The sequence below is a fragment of the Mucilaginibacter sabulilitoris genome (genome assembly GCF_034262375.1).
In the GTDB taxonomy this organism is placed as follows: domain Bacteria; phylum Bacteroidota; class Bacteroidia; order Sphingobacteriales; family Sphingobacteriaceae; genus Mucilaginibacter; species Mucilaginibacter sabulilitoris.
The window spans coordinates 3350765-3365914 of record NZ_CP139558.1 but is presented as its reverse complement, the minus strand read 5'-3'; the positions used below and the strand labels follow the sequence as shown (position 1 = coordinate 3365914).

Below are 15150 nucleotides of genomic sequence, written 5' to 3'. Positions count from 1 at the left end.
TATGCACAAATTAAGGTTAACAATCGTACTATTAGCAGTAATGGCTTTAGCGGCATGCGGCGAAAAAAAGAAACCCGCAGATGATACGGCTTCGCAAAATAAACCGGCAGTTGCACAGGCGGATACATCTACCTTAAAAACCATTGTCTTTTTTGGTAACAGCCTTACTGCCGGATATGGCCTGGATGATCCGTCTGAAGCCTTTCCGGGTGTTATTAAAAATAAGATAGACTCCCTGAAACTACCTTACCGTGTAGTAAACGCAGGCCTGAGCGGTGAAACAACTGCCGGAGGAAATAGCCGTATCAGTTGGCTGTTGAAACAAAAAGTAGATATTTTCCTGCTGGAACTTGGCGCCAATGACGGCCTGCGGGGTATCCCGGTAGACGAAACCAGTAAAAACCTGCAAAGCATTATTGATAAAGTAAAAGCCAAATACCCGCAGGTGAAAATTGTATTGCTTGGCATGATGGTACCGCCAAACATGGGTGCCGACTATTCTAATAAATTCAAGTCGGTATTCCCCACTCTTTCAGCAAAAAACAATACTGCGCTTGTGCCGTTCCTTTTGAAAGATGTGGCCGGCATTCCCGCTTTAAACCAGGGTGATGGCATTCATCCCACCGCACAGGGCGCTAAAATTGCAGCCGAAAACGTATGGGTGGTGCTGAAAAATCTGTTGTAAGCTTATGAATAATAAAATCTTTTTTTGATGACCTCTTGGGAGCCGCCATTCATGCCGGAACAACCACTATAGCCTATAGTTTGCCACAAACTTATTCATTCCTCAGGCTTTTTACAGGACTGGTCAGCGCTGTTTTAACCGCTTGATAACTCACCGTTAACAAGGTTAGGCAAACCGTCCCGCCGCCGGCAATTACAAATATCCACCAGGATAAAGAAATGCGGTACTGATAATTATCAAGCCAGTTATGCATGAAATACCAGGCCAATGGTGCAGCGATCAAGAATGCCGCAAGGACAAGTTTAACGAAACCAAGCGCCTGTGAATACCATAAGTTAAATACCGATGCGCCCAAAATTTTTCGGATACCCGTTTCTTTGATGCGCTGCTCGGCCATAAAGGAGGCCATGCCAAACAGACCCAGACAGCTGATGAGTATCGCCAGCCCGGCAAAACAACCCGCCAGGTTGCCGATCCGTACTTCTGCAGCGAACTTAGCGGCATAGGCTTCATCCACGAATTTAAAATCAACCGGGGTGCCGGGCGCGACCCGCTTAAAAACATTCAGCACTTTTCCAAGTGCTGCCTGCGCGCTTAAAGCCGGGTTTAATTTGAGCAACAGGCAGTTCCGGTCGCCTTTGAGAAAAAAGAGGGTTGGCGAGGCCGGTTTGAAGGGGGATTCCATCACCATATCCTTGGCGACACCGATAACGCGATAGCTTTCCCCGCCGGATTTGATCACGGCATTCAACGGGTCTTTCAGTGCCATCGCTTTAACAGCGGTCTCGTTGATCACAAATGCGCTGGAATCGCTCGTTGAGGCAGCGATAAAATCTCTTCCGGACGAAAACTGCCAGCCGACCGTTTTACCGTATGTACTGCTGACCGCTATCGTGCCGAACTCTTGCTTCACATCCGGCGCCTTGCTCGGCCAGTCGAAATCTGTGCTGGTCGACCAGATGCTGGTGAGCGGACTGGAGGATTCCGCCATGTCCATTACCGCACCTGCAGATTTCAGTTCGTTATGGAGTACGTCATATTTAGCCTGCATCTCCCCGGCGAGATTGATACTGACCAGGTCTTTACGCGAGTAACCGACCTGACGGTCCTGGGCAAAACGGATCTGCTGGTAAACAACGATCGTTCCGATGATGAGGGCGATGGAGACGGTAAACTGTAAGACGACCAGCACCTGTCGTGGAACTGCGGCCTGGGGGCCGACACGAAAGTTGCCCTTGAGCACTTTGATCGGTTTAAAAGCCGACAGATAAAGCGCCGGGTAGCTACCGGCAAGTAAACCCGTTACTAAAGCAAAGCTGAGCCCGCTGAGCCAGAAAAGCGGGTTTGCCCAGGGTATATCCATCGCTTTACCAGCAATGCCATTAAACCAGGGTAAGCTCAAAGCCACCAGGGCAATGGCCAGTACAAATCCTAAAAAGGCCAGCAGCACCGACTCAGTATAAAATTGCGCGACGAGCTGGCCGCGGCCTGAGCCGATCACCTTACGGATACCCACTTCTTTCGCGCGCCGCTCACTGCGGGCGGTACTCAGGTTCATAAAATTGATACAGGCTAACAGTAACACAAATACGCCGATAATGCCATAGAACCATACATATTTCAAGGCCTCGCTGCGCACGTTTACCCCGTTCTCAAATTGATTGTATAAATGCCAGCGGCTCATCGGTTGCAGGAACACAATGGGCTTGCGCACTGCCTGTTCGCCGCTCACATGACTTAATTTACTGTCCCTGATCTTTGCCGAGACCTGGTCAAGGCGAGTATGGTCATTCAATTCGGTGTAGATCATCACAAATTGACTGCTCCAGTTATTTTCTGTCTTGCGGGCCCAGTCATGCGCGGCGAGATACAGGTCAAAAGGCGCGATAAAGCCGAGGTCCCTGAATTCGGAATTGTCGGGCTGATCCTCGTAAACCCCGGTGACTTTGACCGTTTGCTTTTTATCGATACTGATGATCTGTCCGACCGGGTCGGCCTCCCCGAACAACTTCTTTGACAGGTGCTGCGAAAGCAGGATAGTATTGGGTTCGTCGAGGCCTGCGCGGGACCTGTAGTTCATTTTTAGCGTAAGCATACCGGTTACACTTGGTTCCATGTACCTGCCGGATTCGTCAAATTGCTTGTCACCCGAAACGATCCGGTGCTGTTCCGTAGCGGTCGAGACGACTACCTGTTTAAAATTGTTGCCGTACGTGGACCGCAGTTCCGCGGCAAGGGGCAAAGGATTGGAACTGATGGTGTTGATTGTACCGTCATACGTGGCATGAACCATCACCTGAGCGATCCGGTCATAATGTGCATAGGAGCGGTTATAGGAAACCTCATCATAGATCCAAAGCCCGATCAGCATGGCTACGGCCATGCCGATAGAAAGGCAGGATAAATTAATGAAAGAGGATACGCTGTTGTTCAGCAGGCTGCGCCAAGCTATCTTAAAATAATTCCGGATCATAAAATTGCGTTTTTCGTGGTGCAATATTACCGGGCTCGTGGTTGAACGAAGTACCAACTTATCAATTGGCACTTCTTTTTTTAAGGTATTTTTAAACTCCAGCGGCGTTTTACCGGTGATTTCTTTGAAAACGCGGTTAAAGGTTGTTTTCGAATTAAAGCCGGATTCCCAGGCGATGCCCAGCAGTGTCAGTCGGTCATATATTGGTTCCTGCATTTTCCGGGCTACTTCTCTGACCCGTAATTCGTTAATAAAGTCGCTGAAACTCTTCTTCAACCCCAGATTGATAATCCGGGACAATTCATGCGGATGGATACCTAATTTGACCGCGAGCGAAGCCAAGGTCAGCTCGGCGTCCGTATAGAAACGTCCGGCGAGCATCTGTTCTTTCAGCCATCTGCCTTTTTTCTGTATTCCTTCCGGTCTGGCTGCCGGCGCTTGCAGCAGGTTGATTTCATCCCGCTTTAATAGCACCGCTGCTGTCACGCCGATCAGGGTTATTGCGACACCAATACCGGCAAAATCGTTAAATAGCCAGATGATACACAACACAGCGAGCAACCAGAGTACGCGGTCGAGCCAGCGAAAAGCAAAACGGGATTTGTCCATCAGCACCGGCTGAAGGCGGTTATAATACTGTTGTATCAGGCGATGTGACAGGAACAGATACGGCAGAACGGAGGAAAAGATCAGCCACCGCGGTGCGAAAGTGATGAGAACCAACGAACATAGCTGCCATAAATCTTTTCGGTTGAGCCGCCACTCCGGTTGTGTCAGCCGGCGTACGTAAAAATAGAGCAGCGGCCCGAGCGCTAGCAAACACGATACGGGCAACCCTGCTAACACCGATACGGTCAGGCCAAGCGCCATCGCCAGAAACCGGTTCGCAGCACGATTAGGCCTTTGCGCAAATCCTGAAAGCAGCGCAAGTGTCAGCCCAGCGAAAAATATTCCCACCGCCACCAGGTTATACCAGCTGATATGAAATAGGGTTGGATTCAAGTAATACGCTGATTGCGATTTTTATTCCAAAATAACAAATTATTGATAAATAACAATTATACGGGAAAGGAATTGCCTTTTGTAATCAAGGCGAACCCAGAGCAGTTTGATTTGAAACACAGGTAAAAAAAGAAGCGGTTTCATTCACTACCAAAAGTGTCGAAGAACCAAGCTCAATGAATAATGATGAACGTAAGTTTTCTTCACCATGTAATTCAATAATTACTCTGTAGACTTCCGGATTTTTAATGTTGTATGTAAGGTAATATGCTCTTTTGAATCATTGTCGTTTGATGTGTTCAGCCGTCGTAATAATATATTGATCACATTGTCGGCAATATCGCCAATGGGTTGTGCTATAGCCGTTACAGATGGATTGTACAATTCAAAAAACTCATAATCGTCAAAAGAAATTAAAGCAACATCCTCGGGTACCCGTTTGTTCAAATCTCTGAGAACTTTAAGACCGAAAATACTGAGGCGGTTATTCCCAAACAAAATGGCATCAATTTCCTTGTGTTCATTCAAAAAATCACGCACCGGGTCTATCATCGGCTTATCTTCCTGTAAAAAATCAATCTCTTTAATAAGCGTTGGATTTTTACTCTCCTTCATAGCCTGTTTGTAACCATCAAGCCGCTCTATCATTTGGGTTTGTCCGGATTTAAAGGTGATAAAAGCAATATGCTTATGCCCCTTATCAACCAGATACCGGGTAGCGTTATAGGTACTGAATAAATTATCAACCACTACATAATCGGTTTTCACTTTGGGTATATATCCATCAAACATCACCACCGGCAGGCCATCCTTAATCAGGGAGCGGATATCCTCTTCAATACCTTCGGGCGGCACAATAATATAACCATCAACATGCCGGTCGCGAAACATGGCTATCAGCTCCTGGGTTTTTTGGGTGTCGTTTTCGGTACTGCTGTAAATAATTTTATAACCGTTTTTATACGCCAGATCTTCTATTTGGCGGGCAATGGTAGCATAAAAGTTATTGGATATATCCTGCACCAATAAACCTATAGTATTTGATTTTCCCGTACGTAAACTTTTAGCCAGTGAGTTTGGTTTATAGCCAACCTCTTTAACATATTTTAAAACACGTTCCACCAGCTCTTCACTTATTCTTTTTTCCCGTGCCCGGCCATTTAAAATGAACGAGACGGTTGTTTTAGATATGTTCAGGCTATTGGCAATATCAACAATAGATAATTTCTTCTTCAAAATCCTTAATGTTATTTATCCAAATATATGATATAAATGGAAACACAAAAGAGCCTTTTGAGTATAAGTTGATTATAAATATGAATAAAAAGTCAAATAATGATTATCACATTAAACATCCGTAAAGAGTGAAAAGAAGCAAAAATAAAAACCCACAAAAAAAGACCGCCCATAACAGGCGGTCTCCCTAAAATATATATTGAGATTGAATTTTAAAGCTAATTACAATACTGTTATTTTAGTGACGCACACCATAACCTATCCTGTTTTGCGCAAAGTGTTCGTTGTTACCGCGATCACGTCCGCCGTTGTTATGATTGTCTGAATGCTGGCCGCCCCAGTTACCACGGTTGCGGTTATCATTTTGATTTGGTCTGTTATTCCAATTACCGCGGTTGTGATCGTCATTTGACCTGTTATTCCAGTTGCCGCGGTTGTGATCATCCCTGCCCCATCCGCGATTATCGTGGTTTTGATAAGCATATCCGCCACCGTTATACCTTCTGTCGAAACGGTGCGCCCAGTTGTTGCGGTCGCCGGCATAACCACCCCATCTTGACCTGTAAAAATCGTGGCGCAGGTAAGGGCGTGAGGCACGTACTTCATACCTTACAGCAGTGCGCCAGTTATAATCCCTGTAGGCTCCGGGCAAATAAGCCGCGCTGATCCAGGCGCTTCCGTTATTATAATAGTAACAGTGGTTAGGAACGCTATAGTAAGCCTCTACCTCTGGCAGATAATAATAATCATCGCCGTAATCTGCATCATCATAAACAGGGGCTTCTTCAACCACTACCGGGCGCGGGGCGGGTACATATACACGGTGCACAGGAATGTTTACACCCAGATGTATAGATATTTGAGCACTTGCGTTATTAGTATAAAACACGGCGCCCATTGCTATTGCTGATAATATAATTAACTTCTTCATAATTGTTAAATTTTATACAGTTATGACGGCTTACCAAAGCAATGGTTTAATCCGTTTTAATTACCTGTGCTTAAATCATTATAAAACAGAATTTTATTTTAGCACTTAACTTATAAATAGAATTTAATTTCAAAAGCATTATCTCATAGCGTTTACGTTACCGTATCTATGAATAAATGTCTTTGTCATAGCATTACTACAAAACAGATTTCCTGATTCACTGTATATTTATTTAATTTGATAACCGTAAATTAATTGCCATGAAGAACAGAAAATTGCGCTCCGTATTACTGCCGCTTATGGCCGTAGTTGGATTTATAGTGTTTAACGCCTGCAAAAGCAATGATCCTGCTAATCACAATAATTCCAATCCGGGTACTAACTCGCCAATAACAGATGGTGGTGCAGGATTGAAATTACCCGCAGGGTTTAACGCGGCCATTATTGCCGACAAACTTGGCGGTACACGTGAAATTGCCCTTACCCCGCAAAACGATATTTATGTTAAATTAAGCCGTGCCAAAAACGGCAAAAGCATTTTATTTTTACATCAGGAAGGCGATAAAGCAACGGTAAAAACTGGCTTTGGCACTTATGGCGGCACCGGCGTTTATGTTAAAAATGGATATCTGTATGCCTCGTCAGATGAGGAGGTATTCCGTTATAAACTGAATGCGCAAAATGAGGTGATCAGCCCCGATCAGCCCGAAAAAATTGTTACCGGCCTGTTAAGTCGTCGCGAACATGAAGCCAAAGCCATTACGCTTGATAACGATGGCAACATTTATGTAAACATAGGTGCTTACTCTAACTCCTGCCAGATAGAAGATCGTAAAAAGGGTTCTCCGGGTCAAAAAGGCTGCCCTATTTTAGATTCGGCTGGTGGTATATGGCAGTTTAAGGCCGATAAACTTAACCAGCATTATGGCGATGGCGTACGTTATGCCACAGGTCTGCGTAATGTTGTCGGGCTCGACTGGAACCAGCAAAACAACCAGCTTTTTGTAATGCAGCATGGCCGCGATCAGTTACATGATCTGTTCCCCGATATGTTTACCACCCAGCAATCAGCCATTTTACCTGCCGAGTGTATGTATGCGCTAAAAAAAGGGGACAATGCCGGCTGGCCTTATATGTACTATGATCAGGAACAGCATAAGAAAATATTAATGCCCGAATATGGCGGTGATGGTAAAAAAGAAGGCGGTCAGGATGCTATTGATCCGGTGGCAGCTTTCCCTGGTCACCTTGCCCCTAACGGTTTACTGTTTTATACCGGCGACCAGTTCCCCGAAAAATACAAGAATGGCGCTTTTATAGCTTTTCATGGTTCGTGGAACCGCGCACCTGAACCACAGGCAGGCTACTTTGTGGTGTTTCAACCGTTTAAAGATGGAAAACCATCCGGCCAATGGGAAGTATTTGCCAATGGTTTTGCAGGCTCTGCCGCAAATACAGCGTCGGGCCGTGCCGATCATCGCCCATGCGGATTGGCGCAAGGCCCTGATGGATCAATTTATGTAACCGACGATAACCAGGGAACTATTTACAAAATAACTTATAAAAAACAATAATGGACTTAAAAAAAGCCCCTTTTCTAATACTAACATTTGTATTACTCGCTGCCGGTTTGCACGCACAAACCAAACATAAAGCTCCTTTAAAAAAAAGCAGGCCTCTTGGGTTGAAGGCTTCCATAGCCGCCGGACAAAAAGTGTTCAGCCAATATTGCGTATCGTGCCACCAGGCCGATGGTTTGGGTGTACCGCACATGAATCCGCCTCTGGTTAAAACCACCTATGTTTTAGGCGATAAAACAAAACTTATAAAAATTGTTTTAAACGGCTTTAATGAAGATGTGGAAATCAATGGAGAAACATACTCTAACAGCATGGCCTCTCATGATTTTTTAAAGGACGAGGAAATTGCTAATGTACTAACTTTTGTACGCAACAGCTTTGGCAATAAAGCCCCGGCCATCACGGTAGCCCAGGTTAAGACTGTAAGAGCGAATAATAAAAAGAGCTAAAGGCTCTTGAAGAAGATTTAGGCTCCTTATTCAGTAATATGATAAGTGTAAGCCAATGTATGTTCCATTTTTGAGCGTACGCGTTTAAGGCTTTGTTCAATATCTGCCTTGTCTTTATTATGGGTTACATCCATAAATGCTTTATGATAGTTAGTCATGGCATTTGCCCATTGCTTGTTCTTTTCATAAAACAGGCCCAGCAATTCATAAATGCCCGCTGTATCAACCCCTGTAGTGTTCAAGGCCTTGGCCGATACACTGAGCACCGTTTTCTCCATGTTCAAAAACACAAGCAGATCAAGATAGTGTATATAATTATCCGGGAATGAAGGTTCAAGCTCCATACAGGTTTTAAAATGATAACCTGCCGTTTGGTAATCTTTAATTTCGTAATAATATATAATGCCTAACTGGTGATGTGCACGCGCGTATAAAGGGTCATTGCTGATAATCTCGTTCAGTAACTTTAGTCCTTTGGTAGTTTTTCCGTATGATAATTTGTCAAGGGCCTGCAGATACTTTTCTTCGATAGTATAATAAGTGTCCATAAATTTAATAGTGTACTAAGCTTGCCTGATGCAAACTTTAAATTCAATAAATAATGATGTAAAATTCTGCCGGGTGTAAAAGATATTTGCTAAACCGGACTTGCGAAGAGTAACATTGATGCATAACTCTTCTGCCGTGCCCCCAAAGACCACATCACGTTTTTTACGCAGAATGAATTATTAAACAGCATCATTTATTTTTTTACAAAAATACGCTTATTGCCTGAGAATGCAAAATGGGTAGAAACAAGGCTGATGAAGAGATAGTTGATAGACTCATGTGATGCGCTTCTATAACAGCATGAACTTATAGAGACGCATGTGATGCGTCTCTATAATAGCACAAACTCGTAGAGGCGCATTACATGCGTCTCCCTTGCTTTGAATTAAGCAGCTATAGCAGCCTTTGCTCCTTCAATCAAAAAATTATTCTTTAATTCTTTTTCAGAAATGATAACACTAAAGTCATCGTACTTAATACCATGCTCTAAAGGATACAGGGTGTATCCCCTTTTAATAGCATCATAAGTACCTAGTTCAAATATTTCGTCTTGTTTTTTCCCTTTTATCTTGGCTCCGCTTACTAACTGGTAAGCATCGAGTATGGCTTCAAAATTATTGTTCTTCATAGTACCATTCACCATACAATTTCTTTGCCATTTTTCAGGCAAACCAATCAAAAAGATCATTTTGCTTTAAATCTGACTTTTGTTTGTTGTTCAGATCTCTTAGTACCAGCCCTTCGCTCATTTGTATAACGCGTGTTCCGTAGTTAAAGGCATCTTTCAGGTTATGGGTGATCAATATGGCAGTCAGTTTAAAATCAGCTATCAGTTTATCGGCAGTACGCATCACTACATCGGCCGACCGGGGGTCGAGCGCGGCTGTAGGTTCATCAAGCAATAATACCTTGCAACTGTCCATCACGCTCATCAGCAAGGTTAATGCCTGTCGCTGCCCGCCGGAAAGCGTGCCCATTGGCTGATCGATCTTATTTTCGAGGCCCATACCGAGCGTTGCTATCTTCCCTTTTACCTCTTGCTTAAAAGCATCATTGATACCTATTGAGAGGCCCTTATGTTTGGTACGAATAGCCGCCAGCCTGAAATTATCCAGAATACTCAGGTCAGATGCAGTACCGCTCATGGGGCTCTGGAAAACACGGGCTATCCACTGGCTGCGCCTGTAATCGGCTAGTTTACTTACATTGTTATTGTCAATGTTGATACTGCCTGCATCCGGCAACACACTTCCAGCCACCAGGTTAAGCAAGGTGGTTTTGCCCGAACCATTGGAACCCACAATCACCAGAAATTCACCATCCGTAATTTTGAGGCTGATACCGTTAACCGCGTTTACCTGGTTAGCCTTACCTTTATTAAAAGCTTTATGAATATCGTTAATAGCTATCATGATGCTTTTAATAATGATAGACGTGGTAAACCAACTATTAACAATACAAAACCAGCGGTAACTATTTTAAGCAGATTGGCATCAACTCCGATAGCTAACGTAAAGGCCAAAACCAATTGAAATACCACAGCACCAACCAACACCAATACCAAACTAAGCCATACACTTGTTATTTTGAACCAATTGATAAGCGTTTCGGCAATGATAACCGAACCCAACCCTACTATCACAATGCCTATGCCCATGCTGATATCGGCAAAACCCTGAAACTGTACAATCAAATACCCGCTAAGCGCGGTAAGGGCATTTGCCAGCGCCAGTCCGGTAATTTTCATTCTATCGGTATTTACCCCCAGGGCCCTGATCATGGATTCGCTGTTACCTGTTGCCCGCATGGCTATCCCAAAATCTGTTTTGAGTAAATAACCTATTAAAAAGGTGATCACGATAACAAATACTGCCAGTATCCAAAAGGTGTTCTGATTAGGATCAGTAACCAAGTCCAATAACGAAAACAATGATGGCACGTTGATAAGTGGTAAATTGGAGCGTCCCAGTATGGTTAAGTTTACAGAATAAAGCCCGTACATGACCAAAATGCCGGCCAGCAGGGCGTTTATTTTTAGCTTGGTATGAATTAGCCCGGTTAATGCTCCGGCTACCCCACCTGCAATAATTACCGCAGGTAAAATTATATAAGGCGACTGGTGTTGGGTGAGCATTACTCCGGTAACCGCGCCACCAAGGGTGTAGCTTCCATCGGTAGTTATATCGGGTATGTTAAATATCTTCATAGAGATATAAATACCCAACGCAAGCGCCGAAAAACAAAGTCCCTGTAATAATGCGGTAAGGTAAAAATCCATTTATTTAACAGCCTCGAAATCTGACGGAATAACAATGTTATACTTTTTAGCTGCTGCTGGGTTATATACCCTCTTTCTGATCTTTACCATTTCTGGTGCCAGACCATCGGTTTTATGGTTTTTCAGAAAATATGCCGCCTGCTCCCCTGCCTGGTATCCCCACTGATAAATATCTGCACCGAAAGCCGCTACCGCGCCACGCTGAACCAAACCGGCTTCGCTGGTGAATATGGGAATATTTTTTTGATTGCAACTTTTGAGTATGGTTTCAAACGACGCGAAAACCGTGTTATCCGGATTGGCAAAAAAAGCGTCGATGTTTTTGCTTAATAATGATTGCGTAACCAATTGGGCCTCGGCAGATGTATTAAGCGGCAGGGCCACAATAGTTACATTTTGTTTTGCAGCCAATTCCTTAATGCGGTTAAGCGCATCTGTTGATTGCGGTTCGGACTGGTTATAGATCATGCCAATTACCAGTTTTGCACCCTTAGGTTTCAGCAATTTGGGAATGATAGCAAATGAAGTGTCAATGTAGTTAAGATCCTCAAGCGCACCGAAAAGATTGGCAGGCGCTTTACCATGCGCGTCAACAACTTTCATTCGCTCCGGCACTGGCGATACCATGGCAAAAACCGGGATAGTTTTGGTGTTTTGCAGAGCGGTTACGGTTGCCAGCGTAGTGCTGGTAGCCAACAGATCAACCTTTTCTGATACAAAGTAGTTAACTATTTGGGTAAGCGTTGGAATATTGCCCTGCGCGTTACGGTATTCTATCTGCACCGTTTTTTTGTCTTCACTAAAGCCTTCCTTTTTTAAGGCATCGGCAAACCCTGTACGGGCCTGCGCTATGGTGGCATCCTCAAAAGCATCCACAAAACCAACTACCGGCACCGAAACAGATTTTGGTTTGGGTTTGCAGGATACTATAGAGATAAGTAAAAACGCAACAGGTAAATATTTAAGAAACTTCATTTTACTAAGTTATATAATTGCCCCTAAAGGTAAAAGCAGAACGGTAAAAGGTGAAATTAGTTTTACAAAAACTAACATGCAGATCTCGGTTTATAGCCCAACCAATTCCTCTATAAACCCGGCTTGAGCTGAGTTTATTTTCACCTTAGCTATGTCAATATCAAACCAATCAGCCCTGTCAATTTCCGGGAACGACTGTTGTTTACCCGAGCGTGGCGGCCATTCTATTTCAAAATGGTTGCTTTTAATACTGGCATGATCAATATCGCCCTCTACAGCCCAGGCCTGTACCGTTTTTCCGCCTTTTTGCCTGATGGGGTTCAGAGGGATAAATTCACCGGCTATAGTTTCCCCAGTCTCTTCTTCAAACTCGCGTTTAGCGGCAGCCAGCGGGTCGTCGCCCTCTATAAATTCACCTTTGGGGATAGACCAGCTACCATCGTCCTTATTCTTAAAAAACGGCCCGCCCGGATGTACAAGGAAGATTTGCATTCGAGCCTCCTTTTTGCGGTATAATAATATTCCTGCACTTTGCTTAGGCATAAGTTAATATTTAAAAGCAAGTTAATAAAAGAGCAATGTATTATTGCTAATTTTATGACAACCTAATACTTTTATAACATGACCGACGACAGGTGGACAAAATTTAAACTTACCGCGAATCTTGATGCCGATGTTCGCAGCGTTTACGAAGCATGGGCAACCCAGGCGGGCCTCGAAACCTGGTTTTTACGTAAAGCCGAGTTCTGCACCATAGCCGGAAGGCGGCGTGAGCCCCAGGAATTTATAAAAAAAGAAGACACCTATTCGTGGTATTGGCATGGCTATACCGATGAAACCGTAGAGTACGGGCAAGTGTTGGAAAACAATGGCGCCGACCTGGTTAAATTCACCTTCTCGGGCGATAGCATAGTTACCGTCGACATCCAGAATAAATATGGTGTAACTATAGTTGAGCTAACCCAGGAAAATATACCGATAGAAAATGATCCCGAAAAAAACCTTTATGTACAATGCCAGATTGGCTGGACATTTTATTTAGCCAATCTGAAATCGGTTATTGAAGGCGGCAAAGATTTACGAAATAAAAGGGTTGATTTATTTACCAATTTCAAGTAAATTATTAACTATTTTTTGTTAAAACTGTAATATTCCCGCTGTTTTTTTCATTTTATCCTGACAAAAAACACCTGTAATATCTTTAGCTTTGATCCCAATAAAAAATACGCCTTCCCGGCGCTTAACACATTATGTTTACAGGTATTATTGAAACTTTAGGTAAGGTAACGGATCTGCAGCAAGAGCAGGGTAATTTGCACATCACTGTTGAATCTGCTATTTCGCACGAATTAAAGATCGATCAATCGGTAGCCCATAACGGGGTTTGCCTGACAGTAGTAGCTCTGGCCGACGGCCTGCATGTGGTTACCGCTATTGAAGAAACCCTGAATAAGAGCAGCCTGGGCCATTTAAAAGTTGGTGAACCTGTAAATCTTGAACGCTGTATGCAAATGAACGCTCGGCTCGACGGCCACATCGTTCAGGGCCATGTTGACCAAACCGCCGTTTGCACCGCGTTTAAAGAGCTTGATGGCAGTTGGGAATATACTTTTGAGTATGACGCCGCTACAGGTAATGTCACTGTAGAAAAAGGTTCTATTTGTGTAAATGGCATAAGCTTAACTGTGGTTAATTCCAAAGCAAACAGTTTTTCGGTAGCTATTATCCCCTACACCTTCGAGCATACCAATCTGCATAATGTGCGTGAAGGTTCCGTAGTCAATCTTGAATTTGATATTATTGGCAAATACGTAGCCCGCTTAATGCAGCGCTAACGCGCCAGCGCATCAAGCCTCGATTTGGAATAGGCTACATATTTTTGCTGCTTTTCGGGCGGCCTGCTGGCTGTGTACTTTTTATAGTACTTTAAAGCAAGCTTCTTGTTTTTCAGGTTGGTATCGTAAACCGAAGCCAGCAGATAGTACAGTATGGGCTTTTCTGAAAATTGTAAGGCCTTTTGATATGCCCAAACAGCTTTTTGATATTTTTTACGCACTTCGTAGCTATCAGCCATTTCCGCATAATAATCACTGATGTTGGATGAAATACCTGCTTTAATGGCATTATCAAGGTTTAGTATAGCTTTAGGTTGGTCTTTAAGCGCCTTATATGCCAGGGCTGATACGTAAAAACTGGTTTCTGATTGCTCTATACCCGGAATATCAGCAAAGGTTTCTACACTACAGGCGTAATTTTTGAGATTATAATAAGCCACACCAAGCTTGGTTAATACATAACCCGAATGGTTACCCAGATTCATCAATTTTAAACATGTACTTTTAGTTTCTTCAAACTTATCTTGTGATGAAACCAGTTTAAGCAGACTTTGTAATAAAATCATATTGTCAGGGTCCTGGGCAATGGCGCCATTCAATGCTTTTTCGGCCGCAGGATATTGTTTCAGGTTGACATACAGGTCGCTCAAATCAGAGGCTACATCAGGCTCGGCCGGATTAATTTTATTGGCTTTCTGCAAATAATAGATCATGCTTCCAAAATCGCTTTTATCGCCGGCAATTTTGCCCAACTGCTTATACACCAAAAAATTAGTACTGTCTTTTTTGGCGATTATTTTATAATAAACTTCGGCCCTGGTATTATTACCGCGGCGCAGGTTGATACCAGCCAGACTAAATAAGGCCGTGGTATTAGTCGAGTCGGTATCATATATACGCTGATAGTAGCCCTCCGCATCTGGAAGCCGTCCGGCCATTTGCGATGTGTAAGCCAGTTTACCCAACACGCGGATATTACTCACCGGTTCGGGATATGCTTTTTTCAGATAATCAGCCGCTTCGGCAAAGCGCTGGTTCTGGTAATAATCAAGCAACAAGGAGTCAGCTGCTGTAGTTAATTGTTGCGCTTTGATATTTATCGATAAACAAACGATCAGCAAAATGGATAATACGATAGCTTTCATATAACTAATTAT

General features: G+C 43.7%; 15 protein-coding genes. 5 read left to right on the top strand and 10 right to left on the bottom strand.

The window, feature by feature from the left end:
• The first annotated feature begins 1 nt into the window (after position 1).
• The gene (locus SNE25_RS14705) at positions 2-685 is read left to right on the top strand and encodes an arylesterase (RefSeq protein WP_321565861.1); all 684 of its coding nucleotides are present in this window, start codon (positions 2-4) and stop codon (positions 683-685) included.
• 91 nt (positions 686-776) lie between these two features.
• Here the strand turns inward: SNE25_RS14705 and SNE25_RS14700 are convergent, their stop codons facing one another.
• The 3 genes from SNE25_RS14700 to SNE25_RS14690 all read right to left on the bottom strand — a co-directional run bounded on the left by SNE25_RS14700 (position 777) and on the right by SNE25_RS14690 (position 6327).
• Entirely contained in the window at positions 777-4160 is a 3384-nt protein-coding gene (locus SNE25_RS14700) for an ABC transporter permease (RefSeq protein ID WP_321565860.1), read from the bottom strand.
• A 222-nt stretch (positions 4161-4382) separates the two neighbouring features.
• Entirely contained in the window at positions 4383-5396 is a 1014-nt protein-coding gene (locus SNE25_RS14695; protein ID WP_321565859.1) for a LacI family DNA-binding transcriptional regulator, read from the bottom strand.
• Between the two features lie 238 nt (positions 5397-5634).
• On the bottom strand, positions 5635-6327 hold the full coding sequence (locus SNE25_RS14690) for a hypothetical protein (protein WP_321565858.1): 693 nt from the start codon (positions 6325-6327) through the stop codon (positions 5635-5637).
• Between the two features lie 260 nt (positions 6328-6587).
• Here SNE25_RS14690 and SNE25_RS14685 point away from each other — a divergent pair, with 260 nt between their 5' ends.
• Together SNE25_RS14685 and SNE25_RS14680 are read left to right on the top strand one after the other, a co-directional pair.
• Entirely contained in the window at positions 6588-7901 is a 1314-nt protein-coding gene (locus tag SNE25_RS14685) for a PQQ-dependent sugar dehydrogenase (protein WP_321565857.1), read from the top strand.
• Positions 7901-8356 carry a c-type cytochrome gene (locus tag SNE25_RS14680; RefSeq protein ID WP_321565856.1) on the top strand — a complete coding sequence of 152 codons (456 nt, stop codon included), beginning with the start codon at positions 7901-7903 and terminating at the stop codon, positions 8354-8356. The genes SNE25_RS14685 and SNE25_RS14680 overlap by 1 nt, the downstream gene beginning before the upstream one ends.
• A 26-nt stretch (positions 8357-8382) precedes the next feature.
• On the opposite strand, the gene SNE25_RS14675 is transcribed toward SNE25_RS14680, so the two are convergent.
• The 6 genes from SNE25_RS14675 to SNE25_RS14650 all read right to left on the bottom strand — a co-directional run bounded on the left by SNE25_RS14675 (position 8383) and on the right by SNE25_RS14650 (position 12701).
• The gene (locus tag SNE25_RS14675; protein WP_321565855.1) at positions 8383-8904 is read right to left on the bottom strand and encodes a tetratricopeptide repeat protein; all 522 of its coding nucleotides are present in this window, start codon (positions 8902-8904) and stop codon (positions 8383-8385) included.
• Between the two features lie 386 nt (positions 8905-9290).
• Positions 9291-9593, bottom strand: coding sequence for a hypothetical protein (locus tag SNE25_RS14670; protein ID WP_321565854.1), 303 nt, complete (start codon positions 9591-9593; stop codon positions 9291-9293).
• A complete protein-coding gene (locus SNE25_RS14665) occupies positions 9568-10317 on the bottom strand; it encodes an ABC transporter ATP-binding protein (protein ID WP_321565853.1) in 750 nt (249 codons plus the stop codon). Before SNE25_RS14665 ends, SNE25_RS14670 begins: the two co-directional genes overlap by 26 nt.
• A complete protein-coding gene (locus SNE25_RS14660; protein ID WP_321565852.1) occupies positions 10314-11183 on the bottom strand; it encodes an ABC transporter permease in 870 nt (289 codons plus the stop codon). The genes SNE25_RS14665 and SNE25_RS14660 overlap by 4 nt, the downstream gene beginning before the upstream one ends.
• Positions 11184-12158: an ABC transporter substrate-binding protein gene (locus SNE25_RS14655; protein ID WP_321565851.1), complete on the bottom strand. Its 975-nt coding sequence runs from the start codon at positions 12156-12158 to the stop codon at positions 11184-11186. It abuts the gene before it with no gap.
• A 90-nt stretch (positions 12159-12248) separates the two neighbouring features.
• Positions 12249-12701, bottom strand: a complete 453-nt coding sequence (locus tag SNE25_RS14650; RefSeq protein ID WP_321565850.1) for an NUDIX domain-containing protein — start codon at positions 12699-12701, stop codon at positions 12249-12251.
• Between the two features lie 78 nt (positions 12702-12779).
• Between SNE25_RS14650 and SNE25_RS14645 the strand changes: the two genes are divergently transcribed.
• Both SNE25_RS14645 and SNE25_RS14640 read left to right on the top strand, forming a co-directional pair.
• Positions 12780-13277 (top strand): SRPBCC family protein, encoded by a 498-nt coding sequence (locus SNE25_RS14645; protein WP_321565849.1) that lies wholly within the window; start codon positions 12780-12782, stop codon positions 13275-13277.
• A 131-nt stretch (positions 13278-13408) separates the two neighbouring features.
• Positions 13409-13993, top strand: coding sequence for a riboflavin synthase (locus SNE25_RS14640; RefSeq protein WP_321565848.1), 585 nt, complete (start codon positions 13409-13411; stop codon positions 13991-13993).
• Here SNE25_RS14640 and SNE25_RS14635 read toward each other — a convergent pair.
• Positions 13990-15138, bottom strand: coding sequence for a tetratricopeptide repeat protein (locus SNE25_RS14635; protein ID WP_321565847.1), 1149 nt, complete (start codon positions 15136-15138; stop codon positions 13990-13992). The two genes, SNE25_RS14640 and SNE25_RS14635, sit on opposite strands and share 4 nt — an antisense overlap.
• Positions 15139-15150 lie beyond the last annotated feature (12 nt).

Excerpts from the sequence above, each read along its gene's own strand:
- SNE25_RS14680 (WP_321565856.1), top strand. The coding sequence starts at position 7,901 with ATGGACTTAAAAAAAGCCCCTTTTCTAATACTAACATTTGTATTACTC.
- SNE25_RS14665 (WP_321565853.1), bottom strand. The coding sequence starts at position 10,317 with ATGATAGCTATTAACGATATTCATAAAGCTTTTAATAAAGGTAAGGCT.
- SNE25_RS14645 (WP_321565849.1), top strand. The coding sequence starts at position 12,780 with ATGACCGACGACAGGTGGACAAAATTTAAACTTACCGCGAATCTTGAT.
- SNE25_RS14640 (WP_321565848.1), top strand. The coding sequence starts at position 13,409 with ATGTTTACAGGTATTATTGAAACTTTAGGTAAGGTAACGGATCTGCAG.
- SNE25_RS14655 (WP_321565851.1), bottom strand. The coding sequence starts at position 12,158 with ATGAAGTTTCTTAAATATTTACCTGTTGCGTTTTTACTTATCTCTATA.
- SNE25_RS14685 (WP_321565857.1), top strand. The coding sequence starts at position 6,588 with ATGAAGAACAGAAAATTGCGCTCCGTATTACTGCCGCTTATGGCCGTA.
- SNE25_RS14670 (WP_321565854.1), bottom strand. The coding sequence starts at position 9,593 with ATGATCTTTTTGATTGGTTTGCCTGAAAAATGGCAAAGAAATTGTATG.
- SNE25_RS14675 (WP_321565855.1), bottom strand. The coding sequence starts at position 8,904 with ATGGACACTTATTATACTATCGAAGAAAAGTATCTGCAGGCCCTTGAC.
- SNE25_RS14705 (WP_321565861.1), top strand. The coding sequence starts at position 2 with ATGCACAAATTAAGGTTAACAATCGTACTATTAGCAGTAATGGCTTTA.
- SNE25_RS14690 (WP_321565858.1), bottom strand. The coding sequence starts at position 6,327 with ATGAAGAAGTTAATTATATTATCAGCAATAGCAATGGGCGCCGTGTTT.
- SNE25_RS14660 (WP_321565852.1), bottom strand. The coding sequence starts at position 11,183 with ATGGATTTTTACCTTACCGCATTATTACAGGGACTTTGTTTTTCGGCG.
- SNE25_RS14650 (WP_321565850.1), bottom strand. The coding sequence starts at position 12,701 with ATGCCTAAGCAAAGTGCAGGAATATTATTATACCGCAAAAAGGAGGCT.
- SNE25_RS14635 (WP_321565847.1), bottom strand. The coding sequence starts at position 15,138 with ATGAAAGCTATCGTATTATCCATTTTGCTGATCGTTTGTTTATCGATA.